Origin of the sequence: Brevibacterium sp. Mu109 (genome assembly GCF_900169375.1) — a bacterium.
GTDB lineage: Bacteria > Actinomycetota > Actinomycetes > Actinomycetales > Brevibacteriaceae > Brevibacterium > Brevibacterium yomogidense_A.
In genome coordinates, this window is sequence record NZ_FXZF01000004.1 from 80,286 (window position 1) to 97,906 (window position 17,621).

At 69.1% G+C, this 17,621-nt stretch carries 16 protein-coding genes; 5 read left to right on the forward strand and 11 right to left on the reverse strand.

Annotated elements, in window-relative coordinates:
- Window positions 1–92 precede the first annotated feature (92 nt).
- Entirely contained in the window at window positions 93–1,022 is a 930-nt protein-coding gene (locus BSP109_RS03645) for a carbon-nitrogen hydrolase family protein (RefSeq protein WP_087008218.1), read from the forward strand.
- Window positions 1,023–1,167: 145 nt separating this feature from the next.
- Here the strand turns inward: BSP109_RS03645 and BSP109_RS03650 are convergent, their stop codons facing one another.
- Complete coding sequence (locus BSP109_RS03650) at window positions 1,168–2,121, reverse strand: cytochrome b/b6 domain-containing protein (protein WP_087008217.1); 954 nt, start codon at window positions 2,119–2,121, stop codon at window positions 1,168–1,170.
- A gap of 166 nt (window positions 2,122–2,287) precedes the next feature.
- Window positions 2,288–3,223, reverse strand: a complete 936-nt coding sequence (locus BSP109_RS03655) for a hypothetical protein (protein ID WP_101599407.1) — start codon at window positions 3,221–3,223, stop codon at window positions 2,288–2,290.
- A 29-nt stretch (window positions 3,224–3,252) separates the two neighbouring features.
- Here BSP109_RS03655 and BSP109_RS03660 point away from each other — a divergent pair, with 29 nt between their 5' ends.
- Complete coding sequence (locus tag BSP109_RS03660) at window positions 3,253–3,645, forward strand: RNA-binding S4 domain-containing protein (protein ID WP_087008211.1); 393 nt, start codon at window positions 3,253–3,255, stop codon at window positions 3,643–3,645.
- Window positions 3,646–3,656: 11 nt separating this feature from the next.
- Here BSP109_RS03660 and BSP109_RS03665 read toward each other — a convergent pair whose 3' ends face one another.
- From BSP109_RS03665 to dxr, 4 genes are all read right to left on the reverse strand, one after another.
- A complete protein-coding gene (locus tag BSP109_RS03665; RefSeq protein ID WP_256970356.1) occupies window positions 3,657–4,490 on the reverse strand; it encodes a DUF4081 domain-containing GNAT family N-acetyltransferase in 834 nt (277 codons plus the stop codon).
- A 55-nt stretch (window positions 4,491–4,545) separates the two neighbouring features.
- Window positions 4,546–5,694 (reverse strand): flavodoxin-dependent (E)-4-hydroxy-3-methylbut-2-enyl-diphosphate synthase, encoded by a 1,149-nt coding sequence (gene ispG, locus BSP109_RS03670; RefSeq protein WP_087008207.1) that lies wholly within the window; start codon window positions 5,692–5,694, stop codon window positions 4,546–4,548.
- Between the two features lie 103 nt (window positions 5,695–5,797).
- Window positions 5,798–7,204, reverse strand: a complete 1,407-nt coding sequence (locus BSP109_RS03675; protein ID WP_101599408.1) for an RIP metalloprotease — start codon at window positions 7,202–7,204, stop codon at window positions 5,798–5,800.
- The gene (gene dxr, locus BSP109_RS03680; RefSeq protein ID WP_101599409.1) at window positions 7,201–8,502 is read right to left on the reverse strand and encodes a 1-deoxy-D-xylulose-5-phosphate reductoisomerase; all 1,302 of its coding nucleotides are present in this window, start codon (window positions 8,500–8,502) and stop codon (window positions 7,201–7,203) included. Before dxr ends, BSP109_RS03675 begins: the two co-directional genes overlap by 4 nt.
- Window positions 8,503–8,607: 105 nt before the next feature.
- Here dxr and BSP109_RS03685 point away from each other — a divergent pair, with 105 nt between their 5' ends.
- From BSP109_RS03685 to BSP109_RS03695, 3 genes are all read left to right on the forward strand, one after another.
- The gene (locus tag BSP109_RS03685) at window positions 8,608–9,825 is read left to right on the forward strand and encodes an acyl-CoA dehydrogenase family protein (RefSeq protein WP_087008202.1); all 1,218 of its coding nucleotides are present in this window, start codon (window positions 8,608–8,610) and stop codon (window positions 9,823–9,825) included.
- A gap of 20 nt (window positions 9,826–9,845) precedes the next feature.
- The gene (locus tag BSP109_RS03690; protein WP_101599410.1) at window positions 9,846–11,492 is read left to right on the forward strand and encodes a long-chain-fatty-acid--CoA ligase; all 1,647 of its coding nucleotides are present in this window, start codon (window positions 9,846–9,848) and stop codon (window positions 11,490–11,492) included.
- A gap of 105 nt (window positions 11,493–11,597) precedes the next feature.
- Window positions 11,598–13,007: an alpha/beta fold hydrolase gene (locus BSP109_RS03695; RefSeq protein WP_101599454.1), complete on the forward strand. Its 1,410-nt coding sequence runs from the start codon at window positions 11,598–11,600 to the stop codon at window positions 13,005–13,007.
- Between the two features lie 90 nt (window positions 13,008–13,097).
- Here BSP109_RS03695 and BSP109_RS03700 read toward each other — a convergent pair whose 3' ends face one another.
- The 5 genes from BSP109_RS03700 to frr form a co-directional block, all read right to left on the reverse strand.
- Window positions 13,098–13,805 carry a hypothetical protein gene (locus BSP109_RS03700; protein ID WP_087008200.1) on the reverse strand — a complete coding sequence of 236 codons (708 nt, stop codon included), beginning with the start codon at window positions 13,803–13,805 and terminating at the stop codon, window positions 13,098–13,100.
- Window positions 13,806–13,807: 2 nt separating this feature from the next.
- Window positions 13,808–14,365, reverse strand: a complete 558-nt coding sequence (locus BSP109_RS03705) for a DivIVA domain-containing protein (RefSeq protein ID WP_087008198.1) — start codon at window positions 14,363–14,365, stop codon at window positions 13,808–13,810.
- A 17-nt stretch (window positions 14,366–14,382) separates the two neighbouring features.
- On the reverse strand, window positions 14,383–15,756 hold the full coding sequence (gene rlmN / locus BSP109_RS03710; protein WP_101599411.1) for a 23S rRNA (adenine(2503)-C(2))-methyltransferase RlmN: 1,374 nt from the start codon (window positions 15,754–15,756) through the stop codon (window positions 14,383–14,385).
- Window positions 15,757–15,828: 72 nt separating this feature from the next.
- On the reverse strand, window positions 15,829–16,971 hold the full coding sequence (locus tag BSP109_RS03715) for a phosphatidate cytidylyltransferase (protein ID WP_308297899.1): 1,143 nt from the start codon (window positions 16,969–16,971) through the stop codon (window positions 15,829–15,831).
- A 6-nt stretch (window positions 16,972–16,977) separates the two neighbouring features.
- Entirely contained in the window at window positions 16,978–17,535 is a 558-nt protein-coding gene (frr, locus tag BSP109_RS03720; protein WP_087008194.1) for a ribosome recycling factor, read from the reverse strand.
- Window positions 17,536–17,621: the final 86 nt, after the last annotated feature.

A 17,621-nucleotide genomic window follows, 5' to 3' on the forward strand; every position in this document is an offset into this window, starting at 1 on the left:
GCCGAGGCGAACGCACGGGGCCTGGACCTTCCGCCGCAACAGTGAGTGCACTAACGTTCTGGATGGAAGCCCACCATCCCGAGGAGCACAGCATGAGCACGACGACCGTCGCCGTCATCCAGTCCGGACCCATCCCCTTCGACTCCCCTGCGACCGCACGGAAGGTCGCGGACCTCATCGCCGATGCGGCCGGACGGGGCGCACGTCTCGCGGTGCTGCCCGAGGCGATGATCGGCACGTATCCGAAGGGCCTCACCTTCGGCGCGCCCCTGGGGAAGCGCACCGAGCAGGGGCGCGATGAGTACGCGCGGTACGCCGCCGCGGCCGTCTCGCTCGACGGGGAGGAGATCGCCACGGTCGCGGAGGCCGCAGCGAGACACGATGTGTTCGTGGTCGTGGGCATCATCGAGAAGGACGGCGGGACCCTCTACTGCACCTCCGTCCACATCAGTCCCGAGGCCGGGGTCGTCGGACACCATCGCAAACTCATGCCGACCGGAGCCGAGCGGCTGGTGTGGGGCTTCGGGGACGGCTCGACGCTGCCCGTCGACGACACGGGCTTCGGACGCGTGGGATCGGTCATCTGCTGGGAGAACTACATGCCGCTGATGCGGCAGGCGATGTATGCGAAGGGAGTCGAGATCTACTGCGCACCCACCGTCGACGACCGCGACTCCTGGCAGTCGACGATGCAGCACATCGCACTCGAGGGACGGTGCTTCGTCCTCGGGTCGTGCCAGGCGATCCGACGGGATGCATTCGCCGACGACTACGACTCCGTGCTGGAGGGGGACGACGCGGGCTACCTGATCCGCGGCGGCAGCGTCATCATCGGGCCGTCCGGCGATGTGCTGGCCGGGCCCGTGTACGACCGCGAGGCGATCCTCACCGCCGACATCGACGTGGCCGAGCGCTCCCGCTTCACCTTCGACTTCGACCCGACCGGTCACTACGCACGACCCGACGTGTTCTCCCTGACCGTCGATGAGCGGCCCAAGCCCTCCGTCCGATTCGACGCCTGAGACGGCCTGAGACGGCCTGAGACGGCCTGAGACGGCCCCAGACTGCCCGAGGCGGCATCGCAGGACGCGCGAACGCCCGGCCCCATCATTCATGGGTGCCGGGCGTTCGCGCGTCCTGCGGACGGGGCTGAGGAGACCGCTCCCGTCAGCGGCTCACCTTGCCGAACATGTTGGCGATGGGGGTGAGGAAGATCGGCCGCGCCAGGAACCAGGCTGCGACCATGACGACGATCGAGAGCGCGAACATGATGAACGCGAACCACGGTGCGTCGGGGGACGCCGCATACATGTGCTGGAGGTTGCCGAAGATCCCGTGGCCGCCCACGACCGCACCGACGAACACGAGGAAGACGTGGATCACGATGAAGACGAGGAAGAACACCATCGTCGGGAAGTGGAGTGCGCGTGCCACCGGAGCCGGGAAGATCTTGTTGATCCCCGAGTCCTCCGGCCAGGCGTTCGACATCCGCAGGCCGGTGATGAGCGAGATCGGCGCAGCGATGAAGATGACCGTGAAGTAGGCGAGCAGCTGGAGGGCGTTGTAGTTCGTCCAGCCCATCTCCGCCGGCCAGTCCAGGGACGCGTACTGCAGCGCCGAGGAGATCGCATGCGGGAAGATGTCCCAGCTGAGCGGGACCACGCGCTTCCACTGGTCCGTCGCGAAGAGCAGCACGAAGAACACGATGCCGTTGAGGACCCACAGTGCGTCGACCATGTAGTGCGTCCAGAGGTTCATCGTGATCTTCGCAGGAGCCTTCTTCGTCTTGATGAGGCCCTTGTTGTTCCGGGTCCAGTGGCCCTTGGGCCGCTCCGTGATCCGCACGAGGATGCCGGTGCGGATGATGAGGAGCATGAAGAACGCGTTGAGGAAGTGCTGCCAGCCGAGCCATGCGGGCAGACCCGACTCGACCTCATTCACCGGGTCCTGCCCCGGGTACTTCTCGATGAAGGCCTCGACCGACGGGATCGTGCGCAACCAGATCGCGATGAGCACGATGATTGCGAGCACGACGATCGCGCCGCCGGCGATGAGGGCGGGCTTGATGAAGGGCTGGACGTCGAAGCCGCCCTTCTTCTTGTTCTTGGAGGACGTGTTCACGCGCGCCTTCCTGGTCCAGCGGCGGGAGCACGGACGGCCGGGACGGCCTCCACGACTCCGCACCGACGATGAGATGCAGACTGTTCGTGTCTGAGCATAGCGTGAGAGTTCTAACGACCGTTAAGTGACCCCTCTCGCCTGCGCCGTCGAACTCAATCGGCAGGGGTCAGCCAGCAGGGGTCAGCTGGACCTCAGTCTCCCCTGTGCTCTGGTCATTCACGGTGACCAGCGTCGGGTAGTGCTCGGAGAGCTCTGCGTGCATCGCCCCGGCCGCGGCCTCGAGCTCGTGCGGATCCCCACCCGCGTGCGTGAGATCGATGCCGACGGTGCACTCTGCACCCGCATAGGCCGCAACCTCGGCGTTCCGCCCGCTGCACACGACCCCGACGAAAGCGGCCTCCTCGAACTCACGGCTGTCCACGGCGGCCAGGACAGAGCCCACGAGCCCCCCTGCGGTTCCATAGCCGGGTCCCTCGACCGTGGCGTGGACCTCGGGCATCTCCTGCGCATTCGTGCTTCCCGTGACGGTCGTCGCGTCGAGCCCCGCCTGCTCCGTGGCGGACACCGTCGCGTCGAAGGCATCGACGAGCTCGGCCTGCGCCTCGGACGTCACACCGGCGCTGAGCTCGCCCGTCGGTGCGATGTCCAGTCTCACGCGTGTGGCCGGTTCGGCGTCCGTCACCAGCGGTGCGATGCGATCGTCCAGGAGGATCCCGACCGCAGCGGCGAGATGCTCCTGGGAGTCGGCGCCCTCGCGGAGGACGGAGAGTGACGCATCCTCCGGCGACTCGAGGTCGACTGTCCCCAGCTCGTCGTCGATGAACCGCCACGCGTGTTCGGACACCGACACCGCATCGGCGCCCTCGGCCACGACTCCGTGGAAGCCGTTCGCCCCGGCTTCGGCTTCTGAGAAGAGTCCGTCGGGCAGCTCACTGACGAATTCCTGACGCATCCGCTCAGCGTCCTCCGGGCTGGGCGGTCCGCAGCCGATCAGCCCGATCACAGCGACGGCGAGTATCACCGCGGTCTGGAGCGCTCGTCGTCCGACGCACTGAGATACCACGGGGATGTCCCTCTCCTCGAGCCACTCGGTTTCATCCACACGATATCCCCCGCGGGTAGTCTGCATGCATGCCGGAACCGGATGTCACCCCAGGAGCCTCGATGCGGGTCGACGTGTGGCTGTGGGCAGTGCGCATGTTCCGCGCACGCTCCGCCGCCACCGCCGCGGCGAAGGGCGGTCACGTCCACGTCGACGGAGCCCGGGTCAAGCCTGCTTCGAAGATCACGGCCGGGCAGACGATCCGTGCGCGCACTCCGGGCGGGGAGCGCATCCTCGTCGTCCGCGCGATGCTGTCCACGCGCGCCGGGGCACCGATCGCGCGGCAGTGCTACGAGGACCGCACGCCTCCCCCGGACCCCGCACTGCGCGCTCCTGTGCCGCGCCGGGACAAGGGGATGGGGCGGCCCACGAAGAAGGACAGACGGGACATGGACAGGCTGCGGGGACGGTCGTCCAGGTAGACGGGCACTCGTCAGTACATGACGGTCGCGAAGGTGCCGCGCTGGACGTAGCCGGCCTTCTCGTACACGCGCAGCGCAGGAGCGTTGTAGGAGTTCGCGTACAGGCTCACCGTCGGGGCGACATGCTGCATCGTGTGGGCCGAGACGGCCACCATCGCGGCACTCGCGATCCCCCGCCCGCGGAAGTCCGGGTGGGTCCACACCCCCTGCACCTGGACCGCGGAAGCGGACCGGATCCCCAGATCCGCCTTGAAGACCACCTGCTGCCAGCTGCCGGCTGCGGGCCATTCGCGGATCGGGCCGCCGTCGGGTCCCCGCTCCGACATGACGAGCAGAGTGCTGCGGTGGTCGAGCAGGCTGCGCACTCGCGCACGGTACTCGCGCTGCCCGTGCTCGATCGGAGAGAAGCCCACCTCCTCCGTGAACATCTCCACGGACGCGGCGAAGACCGGGGCGAAGTCTGCGGCGACACCCAGTCGCACACCGGGGTGGGCGAACACATCCGGGTCCCGTTCGCAGACGAGGAGGGGCTGCGCGGGCCGTACTCCCCGCGCCTCTCCCCAGTTCAGCTGATCCGTGAGGTCGAGGACCCATGAGGCGTCGCCGATGAACGAGGTCGACCAGCGTCCCCGCGCATTGAGCAGGGTGGCGATCGGCCTGTTCGTCTCCGGTGTCGCGTCGACGGCGACGACGCTCCCTCCCAGCCAGTACGCGGCGATCGGTCCGAACTCGTCGAACACTCCGTAGAGCGTGCCGGAGGGGCCGGAGATGTCCGCTGAGCCCCGCGCGTTCACGAGTGCCAGCAGATAGCAGTTCCGCGCCGGGTCCGCCTGCAGGACGTGCATGAGCCAGTCCGTGTACCGGTGTGTGAGCGGTTGGATCCTCACCGAGCGTGCGGGGTCATCCGACGACGACCTCGGCAGCGCCCTGGGCCAGGCCGCTCTCGTCCGCGATCCGCATGGCCTCTTCGATGAGCGTCTCGACGATCGCGGATTCCGGCACCGTCTTGATGACCTCGCCCTTGACGAAGATCTGTCCCTTGCCGTTGCCGCTCGCGACTCCCAGGTCGGCTTCCCGCGCTTCGCCGGGTCCGTTGACGACGCAGCCCATGACGGCGACGCGCAGCGGCACCTCGAGCCCTTCGAGGCCTGCTGTCACCTTGTCCGCGAGCGAGTAGACGTCCACCTGGGCGCGGCCGCAGGACGGGCAGGACACGATCTCCAGCTTGCGCGGGCGCAGATTCAGCGATTCGAGGATCTGATTGCCGACCTTGATCTCCTCGACCGGGGGTGCGGACAGGGACACGCGGATGGTGTCGCCGATCCCCTGGCTGAGCAGCGTGCCGAATGCGGTGGCGGACTTGATCGTCCCCTGGAACGCAGGTCCTGCCTCCGTCACGCCCAGGTGCAGCGGCCAGTCGCCGCGCTCTGCGAGCAGTTCGTACGCACGGACCATGATGACGGGGTCATTGTGCTTCACGGAGATCTTGAAGTCGTTGAAGCCGTGTTCCTCGAAGAGCGATGCCTCCCAGACCGCGGACTCGACGAGCGCCTCCGGCGTCGCCTTGCCGTACTTCTCCATCAGCCGCTTGTCCAGGGAACCGGCGTTCACGCCGATGCGGATGGAAACGCCGGCGTCGGCCGCCTCCTTCGAGATCTGCTTGACCTGATCATCGAACTTGCGGATGTTGCCCGGGTTCACGCGCACCGCCGCACAGCCGGCCTCGATCGCCTTGTAGACGTACTTGGGCTGGAAGTGGATGTCCGCGATGACCGGGATCTGGGACTTCTGCGCGATCGCCGGGAGCGCCTCAGCGTCCTCTGTCGCGGGGCAGGCCACGCGCACGATGTCGCAGCCGGCCGCCGTGAGTTCTGCGATCTGCTGCAGAGTGCCGTTGATGTCGGTGGTCTTCGTCGTCGTCATGGACTGGACGGAGACCTGATGGTCGGACCCGACACCCACCTTGCCGACCTTGATCTGCCGCGTCTTCCTGCGCGGCGAGAGGACGGGTGGAGGAGGTGCGGGCATACCCAGGTTCACTGCGGTCACAGATGTGGTTCCCTTCGAGCAGGTCGGGTCCGGACGTCGTCCACCATGGTACTCCGCGGCCCCGGGAACACCCTGGACGCCGGGGGTGAGGCGGGGCACGCCGCTAGGCGCCGAACAGGCGCACGGGTTTGACGATGTCGACGTACAGGAGCAGCGCCGTCATCGCCAGGAAGCACGCGACGACGACGTAGGTCAGCGGCAGCAGCCGCGCAGTGTCGAACGGGCCGACGATCCCCCGGCCCCGCCACGTGCTGATCCTCCGGCGGGCACCCTCGTAGAGCGCGACGGCGATGTGCCCGCCGTCCAGGGGCAGGAGCGGCACCATGTTGAAGGCGAAGAGGAACAGGTTGAGGGAGGCGAAGAGCCCGACGCCGGTCTGCGCCTTGTCGACCATGTCGAGCGTGATGACCTCGCCGCTGGCGGTCTCGACCTCGTCCGTCGACGCGATCTCACCGGCGACCCGGCCCACTCCCACCATGCCCATCGGGCCCTCCGGATCACGCGGCTCGTCCGAGAAGGCGACGTGCGCGATCTCCACGAGCTTCTGCGGGAGAGTGGCGAGCGCGTAGAACGTGTCGCCGACCGCCTGCGCGGCCTCCGCGGGGAACTCGACCACCGGGATCGGCTGGTACTCCTGCGTCGGGCCCACGCCCAGGAACCCTGCGGACACCGTCCTCGTGGTGCCGTCGGCTTCCACGATCGGCTCACCGTCGTCGTCGAGCGCAGGGCGCTCCGTCTCGATGATCGGCACGTCGAGGGTGCGCTCCTCGCCCGCGCGCTCGATCGTGACGGGCACGGTCTGCCCGGCGGCGTCGCGGATCAGCTCCGTCATCGTGTCCCAATCCGTCGCGGGACTCCCGTCGACGGCGAGGATCTCATCCCCCGGTTCGATGCCGAGCTCCCACGCGGGGGTGAGCTGGTCGTCGGGCTGGCACTCCGCCTGCTCCTCCGCTGAACGCTCCGCTGCGACCTGCGCGGGCACGGCGCATTCGACGACGGTCTGCACCGTGGTCGTGGGGGCGGGCACACCGATGGCCAGGAGGCTCACGGCGAGCGCGAGGATCCCCAGGACCAGGTTGACGAAGGGACCGCCGAACATGACGGCGAGTCGCTTCGGCACGCTCAGCGCGTAGAACGCGCGGTGCTCCTCCCCCGGTTCCAGCTCCTCGTTCGAGAACGCGCGTGCGTCCTCCATCGCCCCGGCGAACAGTCGGGGCCTCCTGCGGCGGGCGCGGCGGCCGCTGCCGTCCAGTCGGGTGTTCGACTTGTCCTCCGGCGGGTACATGCCGGGCATCGCGATGAAGCCGCCCAGCGGCAGCGCCTTGACCCCGTACACGGTCTCGCCGCGGCGCTTCGCCCACAGGGTGGGGCCGAATCCGATCATGTACCGGGTGACCTTCACCCCGAACCGCTTGGCCGGGACGAGGTGCCCGAGCTCGTGCAGCGCGATGGAGGCGGAGATGCCGACGAGGAAGAGGACGACGCCGATCGTGTAGAGCAGCGCGGTCATGCGGTGGCGGCTCCCTCACCGGTGCGGCGGGCTATCCACTCGCTGGCAAACACGCGCGCACGTTCGTCCGCCGCAAGCACCGCCTCGCGGGTGAGCGGTGTGGCCGCATCTGATCTCCCAACGTCAGAGCGGGCGGCCCCCTCCGCAGCGGTGAAGCCGTCCCCGTCGGTCTCGTGTCCGCGGCCGTGCTCCGCGAGTGCCGCGGCGATGCCGTCCGCGATCCCGGTGAAGGGGATGCGGCGGTCGTGGAAGGCGTCGACGAGCACTTCGTTCGCCGCGTTGTAGACGGCGGGGAAGGTCCCGCCGCGACGGCCCGCGTCCACTGCCAGCCCGAGTGCGGGGAACGCCTCGTGATCGACGGGTTCGAAGGTCCACGTGCTCGCTCGCGTCCAGTCGTTGGCGGGGGCACCGGAGCTGATCCGCTCCCCCGCTCCCAGCGCGTAGGCGATGGGCAGGCGCATGTCCGGGGGCGACACCTGGGCGATCGTCGAGCCGTCGGTGAACTCGACCATCGAGTGCACCTGGCTCTGCGGGTGGACGACGACCTCGATCCGCTCGTAGGGGATGCCGAACAGCAGGTGGGCCTCGATGACCTCGAGGCCCTTGTTGACCAGACCGGCGGAGTTCGTCGTGACGACGCGTCCCATGTCCCACGTGGGGTGGGCGAGGGCCTGCTCCGGGGTGACCGTCTCCAGCTGCTCGCGCGTGAAGCCGCGGAAGGGGCCGCCGGACGCGGTGACGATGAGCTTCGCCACCTCGTCCGCACGACCCGCGCGCAGCGCCTGGGCGATCGCCGAGTGCTCGCTGTCGACAGGGATGAGCTCCGCTCCCGAGGCCGCAGCGGCCCCCAGCACCACGTCGCCTCCGATGATGAGGGACTCCTTGTTCGCCAGTGCGACGTCCGTGCCGGCCTCCAGCGCCGCCAGGGTCCCGTCGAGGCCCGCGGCACCCGTCACGGCGTTGAGCACGACGTCGGTGGGCAGCGCGGCGATCGCCGCAGGGGCCTCCGGGCCGATCTCAATCACCTCGACCGGGTCCGGCAGAGACTGGCGGGCGGCTTCGGAGGCGAGGGCGGAGCGGATGGCGGCCCGGGCCTCGGCGGCGGTGCCGGCAGGCGGGAGCGCCAGACCGATCGCGGGGACGGAGAACTCCACGGCCTGGGCCGCGAGCTCCGCCAGGTTCCCGCCGGCGGCGAGCCCCGTCACGCGGAAGCGTCCCCGATGCAGCCGGAGCACGTCGCGGGCCTGGGTGCCGATCGAGCCTGTGGTTCCGATTACACTGAGTCGTCGTACAGTCACAGTCCCCGATCATCGCATCGTTCCTGAAGAGTTCGCTGATCGGGGGAACCCCACTGCGGCACCGCGAGGCGGCTTCCCGCAGTGATCGAGAGGAAGGACGCGCACATGGCCGTCACCAAGGGGAAGACCCAGACTCCGGATCAGATCCTGCAGGTCGATGAGATCTTCGAGAAGGAGGACCTGGAGTGGGCGGGGGTCGTCCGCAGCTGGCTGGACGAGCACGTCCGCGACAGCATCGGTGACTGGTACCTCGACGGCACCATCCCCGCTCGTGAGCTGGCCGAGGGCCTCGGCGAGCTGGGTGTGCTCGGCATGCACCTCGAGGGGTACGAGTGCGCAGGCTCCACGGCGACGCAGTACGGCCTGGCCTGCCGCGAGCTGGAGGCCGTGGACTCAGGTCTGCGCTCGCTCGTGAGCGTCCAGGGCTCGCTCGCGATGTTCTCGATCCACCACTGGGGCTCCGAGGAGCAGAAGCAGGAGTGGCTGCCGCGGATGGCCGCCGGCAAGGCGATCGGCTGCTTCGGCCTCACGGAGCCGGACGTCGGCTCCGACCCCGCGGGCATGAAGACCCGCGCGACGAAGGACGGGTCCGACTGGATCCTCAACGGCGCGAAGATGTGGATCACGAACTCGCCGGTCTCCGATGTCATGGTCGTCTGGGCCAAGACGGACGAGGTCAACGAGAAGACCGGCGAGAAGGGTGTCGTCCGCGGCTTCGTGGTGCCCTCGGACACCCCCGGTGTGGAGACCCCCGAGGTCCAGCGGAAGCTGTCGCTGCGCGCGTCGATCACCGGTGAGATCGTGCTCGACAACGTGCGCCTGCCGGAATCCGCCATGCTGCCGAAGGCGTCCGGCCTCAAGGGCCCGCTGTCCGCGCTGTCCGAGGCCCGTTACGGCATCGTGTTCGGCGTGACCGGCGCCGCGCGCGACTCCCTGGAGGAGGCGCTGCGCTACACCGACACGCGCATCCAGTTCGATCGCCCGCTGTCGTCGTTCCAGATCTCGCAGCAGAAGCTCGCGAAGGCGTTCGGGCAGTACTCCGCGATCACGCTCACGGCCGCCCACATCGGCCGCCTCAAGGACTCCCCCGCCGGGGTGCGTCCCGAGCAGATCAGCCTGGGCAAGATGGTGAACGTCGACACCGCCATGAACATCGCGCGCGACCTGCGCGCCCTGTTCGGTGGATCCGGCATCACCAGCGAGTACTCGCCGCTGCGGCACGCGATCAACCTCGAGACCGTCCTCACCTACGAGGGCACCCATGAGGTCCACCAGCTCACGCTGGGCCGTGCGATGACCGGCATCAACGCCTTCGCGAACTGAGAACTGAGGAGGACGACACTGTGGAGACGTGGAAGACGGAGCTCACGCCACTGACCTTCCTCGCGAGGTCGGCGGCGGTGTACCCGGACAGGACCGCCCTGGTCTACGGCGACGACACCTGGACCTACGCGCAGCTGCACGCGGCGGTCGAGCACCGCGCGCGTGCCCTGCGCGCCGCGGGGATCCAGCCCGGCGACCGGGTCGCCTACATGATGCCGAACCTGCCGGAGATGCTCATCGCGCAGTTCGCGGTGCCGCTCATCGATGCCGTGCTGGTGTCCATCAACACCCGCCTCGCTCCCGAGGAGGTCCGCTACATCTGCGACCACTCCGGCGCGAAGGCACTGGTCCTGGACACCGTCTACTGGCCGGACATCACGCAGGTCGCCCCTGAGCTCGAGTCGGTCCTCACCATCGTGCTGGCCGAGGACACCCAGCACGCGGACCAGCCCGCGGGCCGTGCGCACCCCGCGGGCACCCGCGTCCTGACGCTGGACGACTTCCTGGCGGGGGCCGACCAGGACGACACCGACCTCGTCTGGGCCGTCGCGGATGAGGACCAGACCCTGTCGATCAACTACACCTCGGGGACCACCGGGCGGCCCAAGGGCGTCATGTACTCCCACCGCGGCGCCTACCTCAACGCGCTGTCGGAGATCGTGCACTCCGGGTTCGGCAAGGACTCCGTCTACCTGTGGACGCTGCCCATGTTCCACTGCAGCGGCTGGTGCACCGGATGGGCGCTCGCAGCCGCGGGCGGCGTCCAGGTCTGCCTGCGCGAGGTCCGGGGCCCGGTCATCTGGAACCTCATCGACACGCACGGCGTCACGCACCTCAACGGAGCCCCGACCGTCGTCTCCACGATCATGGACGCGGCCGAGGCACATGATCTCGAGCACCGCCTCGTCATCACGACCGCGGCCGCACCGCCCAGCCCGTCGATGCTGTCGCGCATGGTCGCCATGGGCTTCGAGATCGTCCACGTGTACGGGCTCACGGAGACCTACGGGCCCTACACGGTGTGCGAGTGGCAGGAGACGTGGAGCGACCTGGACGGGGAGGCGCGCTCCGCGAAGCTCGCCCGCCAGGGCGTCGGCATGCTCACCGCCGACCGCGTCCGTGTGGTCCGCACCGACGTCGAGGGCGAGGAGCTGGTCGACGTGCCGGCCGACGCGACGACGATGGGCGAGGTCGTGATGCGGGGCAACAACGTCATGAAGGGCTACTACAACGACGAAGCTGCCACAGCCACCGCGTTCGCCGGCGGCTGGTTCCACTCCGGCGACCTGGGGGTCATGCACCCGGACGGGTACGTCGAGCTGCGCGACCGTGCGAAGGACGTCGTCGTGTCCGGCGGGGAGAACATCTCGACCATCGAGGTCGAGCAGGCGATCGCCGCGCACCCGGACGTCGACGACGTCGCGGTCGTGGGGATCCCCGACGACAAGTGGGGAGAGCGCCCCAAGGCGTTCGTCGTGCTCAAGGAGGGCTCGAGCGTCGCGGAGGAGGACATGTCCGAGTTCCTCCGCGACCGCCTCGCGCGCTACAAGACCCCTCGAGCGTTCGAGTTCCTCCCGGTCCTGCCCAAGACCTCCACCGGCAAGATCCAGAAGTACACGCTGCGTGAGAAGGAGTGGGAGGGCCACGGCTCGCGCATCAAGGGCTGAGTGGGTCGCTGGCTGGGTGAGGCGCGGGCTGAGTGGGTTGCAGACTGAGCGAGGCGCGGGCTGAGTGAGGCTCCGGTCGAACGGCGCCCGAGTAGTGTGAACTCCATGTCGAACGACCTCAGCTTCGCACTCCCCGGGCTCCACGTCCGCGACCTCACGATCGAGGTCCCGCTCGATCGCTCCCGCCCGCAGCGGGGCACGATCGAGGTGTTCGCCCGTGTCGTCACCGGCCATGGCGGCGAGGCTCGCCCATTCGCCGTGTACCTGCAGGGCGGACCCGGGGTCGAGGCGCCCAGGCCCTCGCTGGAGCCGGCGTCGCCGTCGTGGCTGCCGCGCGTACTCGAGGACTACCGTCTCATCCTGCTCGACCAGCGCGGCACCGGGCGATCGACACCGCTGGGCCTCGACACACCGGCCCCGGGGCTGCTGCCCGGGACCCCCGCCGAGGTGCCGGCTGGGCAGCAGCCGACCAGCACCTCGGCGGAGGTATCCGAGACCTCGGCCGGAGTGTTCGAGACCCCGGCAGGGGTGTCCGGCACGTCTGCGGATGCAGCCGGCACGACGCTGCGCACGGCGGACCCCGCCTCCGCCGCGGAGTACCTCACCCACTTCCGCGCGGACGCGATCGTCGACGACGCCCTGGACGTGCTGCACCGTCTGGGCGCAGAGACCGTCACGCCCATCGGGCAGTCGTTCGGCGGGTTCACGACCCTGCACTGGATGTCCACGCGCCCGGAGACGCTCGCCGGTGCGATCATGACGGGCGGCCTGCCCGCGGTGGGTCGGACTCCCGACGAGGTCTACTCCGCGACCTGGGAGATCATGCGCAGGAAGTCCCTCGCGTTCTACCGCCGCTTCCCCGATGACCGGGCGCGGATGGAGGAGCTGGCGGGGCTCGCCGCCGCCGGCGCGATCCGACTGCCGAACGGCGATGCGGTCACTCCCGCACGGCTGCGCTCCGTGGGGCACCGCCTGGGCGCGACGGGCGGTGCGGAGCAGCTGCACTGGCTGCTGCACCTCGATCATCGCGGCCCGGCGTTCCAGCACGACCTCGCCGCCGCACTGCCCTACGGGGGCCGCAATCCGCTCTATGCGGTCATCCATGAGTCCTCGATGGCCGACGGTCACGCCACCCGCTGGGCCGCCGAACGGACGATGCCCGACGACGTCCGCTCCGACCCCACGCTGCTGGGCGGCGAGCACGTCCACTCCGGGCTCTTCGACGAGGACGCGGAGATGGCGCCGTGGAAGGACATCGCGCACCGCGTCGCCGATGTCCCGTGGCCGTCGCTGTACGATCCGGACGCCCTCGCCGAGGTCCGGGCCCCGTCCGCTGCGATCGTCTACTTCGACGATGCGTACGTGCCGACCCGGTTCTCGCTGGAGACCGCGGACCTCGTCCCGTCCCTCACGCCGTGGGTGACGAACGAGTGGGAGCACAACGGGATCCGCGCGTCCGGGACCGAGGTCATCGACCGGCTGATCGGCCTGGTCACCGGTCGCAGGCTCCCGTAGACGGAAGCGGTCCGAGATAGCGGACCGGTACAGATATAGGTACAGGAGCAGGTGCAGGCACCCGTCGCAGGCGGTCCGCACCGCCGAGCATCAGTCCGTCTGCAGGAGGCTCAGCAGGTACGACGCGGCGTCTGCGAGGAGCACGTCCTCGCCCGCGACGACCAGCGCGCGACGGGTCCCGTCGCGCAGGCGCGAGGGTGCGGGCTGGATCCGCGAGTCGCGCACCAGACGATCCAGGTCGCGTGCCCGTCCCCCGCCCTCGACGGCCACGCCCTCGAAGTGCGAGCGCACGGTGCGGATGGCGGTCTTGAAGGCGTGGGCGCCCTCCTCCGCTGTGTCCTCGCCGTCGCGATGCGGGCGGATCGTGAGGGTCTCTGCGTCGGCGACCGGCGCCGTGGCGGATGATGCGCCGTCAGCGGCTGCGGAGGGGACCTCGACGAGCAGACCGATGCGGACTCCGGCCAGCACCGCGAACGTGCGGGACGGTTCCGGCACGTCGGAGGCGACGATCAGCTTCGACGCGCCGTCGCCGCCCAGCACCCGGAGCACTCCCCCGAGCTTCGCCACACGGTCGAGCACATCGGCGCGGGTGAACTCCTGCGGGACGGACAGCGCCTCGATCAGCCGCGGGTCCTCGACGGGACGCCCGTCGACCGTCGGGGCGTCCGGCGCAGGAGCGGTGAGGACGATGTCGTCGGCACTCTCCAGCGCCACAGGGCGGTCGAGCAGATCGAAGGTCGGATCGACCTGCACGGGAGGCGTCGTGGCATCCGCGGATGCGTCGTGCACGTCAGTCACGCTCAGTCCACACTCGCCATCACTTCGACGACCCGGTCGATGAACGCATCGACCTGGTCCTCGCTGTACGCACCATCGCCCTTGCGGGTGCGGAACAGCACGCGCCGCACCTCGTCGACGCTCATCGCCTTGCCCTGGGTGAAGTAGCCGTGGATGCGGTCGCACAGATCGTCGACCTCGCCCACGTCGTAGCCGACCTCGCCCTTCTCCGCCCGGTTGAAGCGCTCACCCGTCGAGCGCTCGAGCCGTCCCCTGAGGGAGCCGGCCGCGCGGGTGAGCTCCTTGATCCAGGCGTCATGGCCGGCCTGGGAGACCATGCGGTCGCGGGCCTGCTTCGCGAAGGCGTCCTCGAGCCGATCGAGTGCGGCGTCGACGACACCCACGTGGTAGCCCTTGCGGACCAGGTCGAAGCCGACGGTGCGCACGGCGCGCGCATCCAGGTCGCCCGGCTGCGGGGCCTCCCTGTTGTACGACTCCCGCGCTCGTCGGAAGAAGCTGTCGACCTGGGCCGGATCGTAGCCGGACTTCCAGCCCGTCATCCGGGGAAAGTTTGCGTCCATCCCTCTCCTCAGTCTCCTCAGTCCGCCGTGACAGCGTCGTCGTCCTGCTGCGAGGTGGCGAGCTGGCCGCACGCACCGTCGATGTCCTTGCCGCGGGTGTCGCGGATCGTCGTGGGCACGCCCGCGTCGCGGAGGACGCGGACGAACTCCGCTGCGACGTCCGGTTCGCTCGCGGTCCACACCGACCCCGGGGTCGGGTTGAGCGGAATGGGGTTGACGTGGACCCAGCCGCGCCCGCGCGCGTTGAGCTTCTTCGCGAGCAGTCCCGCACGCCACGCGTGATCGTTCATGTCCTTGATGAGCGCGTACTCGATGCTGACCCGCCGGCCCGACGTCTTGTAGTACGCGTAGGCCGCGTCGATCGCCTCATCCGCGTTCCAGCGAGTGTTCACCGGGATCATCTCGTTCCGCAGCCCGTCGTCCGGAGCGTGCAGCGACAGTGCGAACGTCACCGGGATCTCCTCCATCGCGAGCTTGTTGATGCCGGGCACCAGGCCCACCGTCGAGATCGTGATCCGGCGCGCGGACATGCCCAGTCCGGACGGACCCGGCTCCACGAAGCGGCGCACCGCGTTCATGACCCGCTTGTAGTTGGCCAGCGGCTCGCCCATCCCCATGAAGACGATGTTCGTGACCCGCTCCGCCGCACCGCCGGAGGCGGTCGCATGCGCACCGGCCGAGGTGCCGGTCGGCGCGGTCTCCGAGACGGCCTCGCCGCCGGACTCGTCTCCCACGCCCGCTGCGGCCTCACCGAGCAGATTGCGGTCCTCGTCGGAGGTGTCGGCGAGTTCTCCTGCGGCGATCACCTGGTTCGCGCGGACCACCTGGTCGACGATCTCTGCGGCGGACATGTTGCGGGTGAGGCCCTGCTGCCCGGTCGCGCAGAACGGGCAGTTCATCCCGCATCCGCACTGGGAGGACACGCACAGGGTGATCCGGTTGCGGTACCGCATGAGGACCGATTCGACGAGGGATCCGTCGAACAGCCGCCAGAGGAACTTGATCGTGTCGCCGTTGCCGGTCTTCAGACGATGTACCTCCGTGAGCAGCGTCGGGAAGAACCTCTCCCCCAGCTCTGCACGGCTGTCCTTCGGCAGATCGGTCATCTGGTCCACGTCCGACGAGTGGTGGACGAAGTAGTGGGTGGACAGCTGCTTCGCCCGGAAGGCGGGCAGGCCCATCTCCTTCACTGCGGCGATCCGCTCGTCCATCGACATGTCCGCGAGGTGCTGCGGGGGCTGAGAGACGCGGGGACCGCGGAAGTCGAGGAGGGGTCGTCCACTGCGGGTCGGCGTGCTCGACGTCGTCCCGTCTTCGTGTTCGACGATGGGACGGACCTGCTTCCGCGAGGAGGTCCGCCTGGGCACCGAGGAGGGAGTGGTCTCAGACATATGCGTTGATTATCTCATGCTCATGGGCTTCTGACGGGGAACGTCGCCTGACGCGCGCCTGGGAGGTGTCCGTCAGTCCACGAAGCCGGGCAGGAAGCTGAAGAGGACCAGGACGACCGGAGCGGTCGGCAGGATCGAGTCGAGGCGGTCCATGATCCCGCCGTGGCCGGGCAGGAGCGAGCCCATGTCCTTGAGCTCGAGGTCTCGCTTGATCATGGACTCGGAGAAGTCGCCCAGTGTGGCGAATGCGGGCACCAGCACCCCCAGAGCGATCCCGGTCCACATCGGCGCGTCGAAGGCCCAGATCGCCATCGCGACGCCCACCGCGGTGGACAGGAGCGCCGACCCCGCGTAGCCCTCCCACGACTTCTTGGGCGAGATCGACGGCGCGATGGGGTGCTTGCCGAAGAGGACCCCTGCGATGTACCCGCCGATGTCGCTCGCGACGACGAGTGCGAGGAAGCAGATGACCAGCAGATTCCCGTCCGGCAGCGTGAGCAGGTAGACGATGAGGCTGGCCATGAGGCCCACGTATGTGAGTGCGAAGAGGCTCAGGCAGACGTCCTTGACGGCGTTCCCGGTGCGCCTCTCCAGCAGAGCGAAGAGCAGGACGGCGCCGGCTCCCGCGGTGAAGGCGACCCACAGTGCCTCACGGCCGCCTGCGTAGGTCGCGAGGACCATGCAGGCGCTCGCGACGATCACCGGGATGCGCGACACGTGAGCACCGGAGCGGGACAGCGCCTCCGCCAGTTCCCACATGGCGAGGCACACGCCGACCAGCACGATGATGAGGAATGAGGGGGGATAGAAGATGAGCGACGCGAGGACGGAACCGCCCAGCACGACGCCCACGCCGATCGCCGCGGGCAGGTTGCGGCCGGCCTTCCCGTAGTCCCTGGGCGCGACCGGCTCCTCCGCCGGCTGTCCACGGGTCCCGCTCGGTGCGGCCGGGGTCACGAAGCCGTGGCCGATCGGGATCCCCGCAGTCGACGGACTGGTCGGGTCGGTCGGGATCCCCGCGGTAGACGGACTAGTCGGGTCGGTCGGGACTCGGCCCTCCGCCGCGTCACGGGACGCGACGGCGCGCCGCAGGAGCTCGTCCTGCGTCAGCGGACCCTCGCCGCGCGCTTCCGCCTCCTCCGCGATCCGGCGCAGCTCTCGCCGTGATGGCAGCGGGGAGTCAGCGGTGTGCGCGGCGTCCTGAGTCTCTGCCACGTCCGGTCAGACCTCGAGGAGTTCGGCTTCCTTGGCATCGAGCAGGCGGTCGACCTCGTCCGCCTTCGACTTCGTGATCTCGTCGAGCTCCTTGATGCCGCGGTCCGCCTCGTCCTCGCCCACGTCGCCGTCCTTGGACATGCGCTCGAGGGTCTCCTTCGCCTTCCGGCGGATGTTGCGGATGGACACCTTGCCGTCCTCCGCCTTCGTCTTCACGAGCTTGACGTACTCCTTGCGGCGCTCCTCCGTGAGCTGCGGCAGCACCACACGGATGACGTTGCCGTCGTTCGCCGGGTTCGCCCCCAGATCGGAGTTGCGCAGGGCGTTCTCGATGTCGCCCATCGCGCTGCGGTCGTACGGGGTGATGAGGACGGTACGGGCCTCCGGCACCTGGAACGATGCGAGCTGCTGCATCGGGGTGGGCGAACCGTAGTACTCGACGGTGAGGTTCGCGAAGAGCGCCGGGTTCGCGCGTCCGGTGCGCACGGCTCCGAACTCCTCCTGCGTCACTTCGACCGCCTTGTCCATCTTCTGACGAGCCTCGGTCAGAGTCTCTTTGATCACGGTGTCCTCGATTCCTCGATCATGCCGGGACCCCGGGTGCTTCTCATGCTGGTCCGGCCGGCAGGGGTGTGGTCAGTGCTGGTGTC

Excerpts from the sequence above, each read along its gene's own strand:
- BSP109_RS03645 (WP_087008218.1), top strand. The coding sequence starts at position 93 with ATGAGCACGACGACCGTCGCCGTCATCCAGTCCGGACCCATCCCCTTC.
- BSP109_RS03660 (WP_087008211.1), top strand. The coding sequence starts at position 3,253 with ATGCCGGAACCGGATGTCACCCCAGGAGCCTCGATGCGGGTCGACGTG.
- BSP109_RS03665 (WP_256970356.1), bottom strand. The coding sequence starts at position 4,490 with ATGCACGTCCTGCAGGCGGACCCGGCGCGGAACTGCTATCTGCTGGCA.
- BSP109_RS03675 (WP_101599408.1), bottom strand. The coding sequence starts at position 7,204 with ATGACCGCGCTGCTCTACACGATCGGCGTCGTCCTCTTCCTCGTCGGC.
- BSP109_RS03685 (WP_087008202.1), top strand. The coding sequence starts at position 8,608 with ATGGCCGTCACCAAGGGGAAGACCCAGACTCCGGATCAGATCCTGCAG.
- BSP109_RS03695 (WP_101599454.1), top strand. The coding sequence starts at position 11,598 with ATGTCGAACGACCTCAGCTTCGCACTCCCCGGGCTCCACGTCCGCGAC.
- BSP109_RS03705 (WP_087008198.1), bottom strand. The coding sequence starts at position 14,365 with ATGGACGCAAACTTTCCCCGGATGACGGGCTGGAAGTCCGGCTACGAT.
- rlmN (WP_101599411.1), bottom strand. The coding sequence starts at position 15,756 with ATGTCTGAGACCACTCCCTCCTCGGTGCCCAGGCGGACCTCCTCGCGG.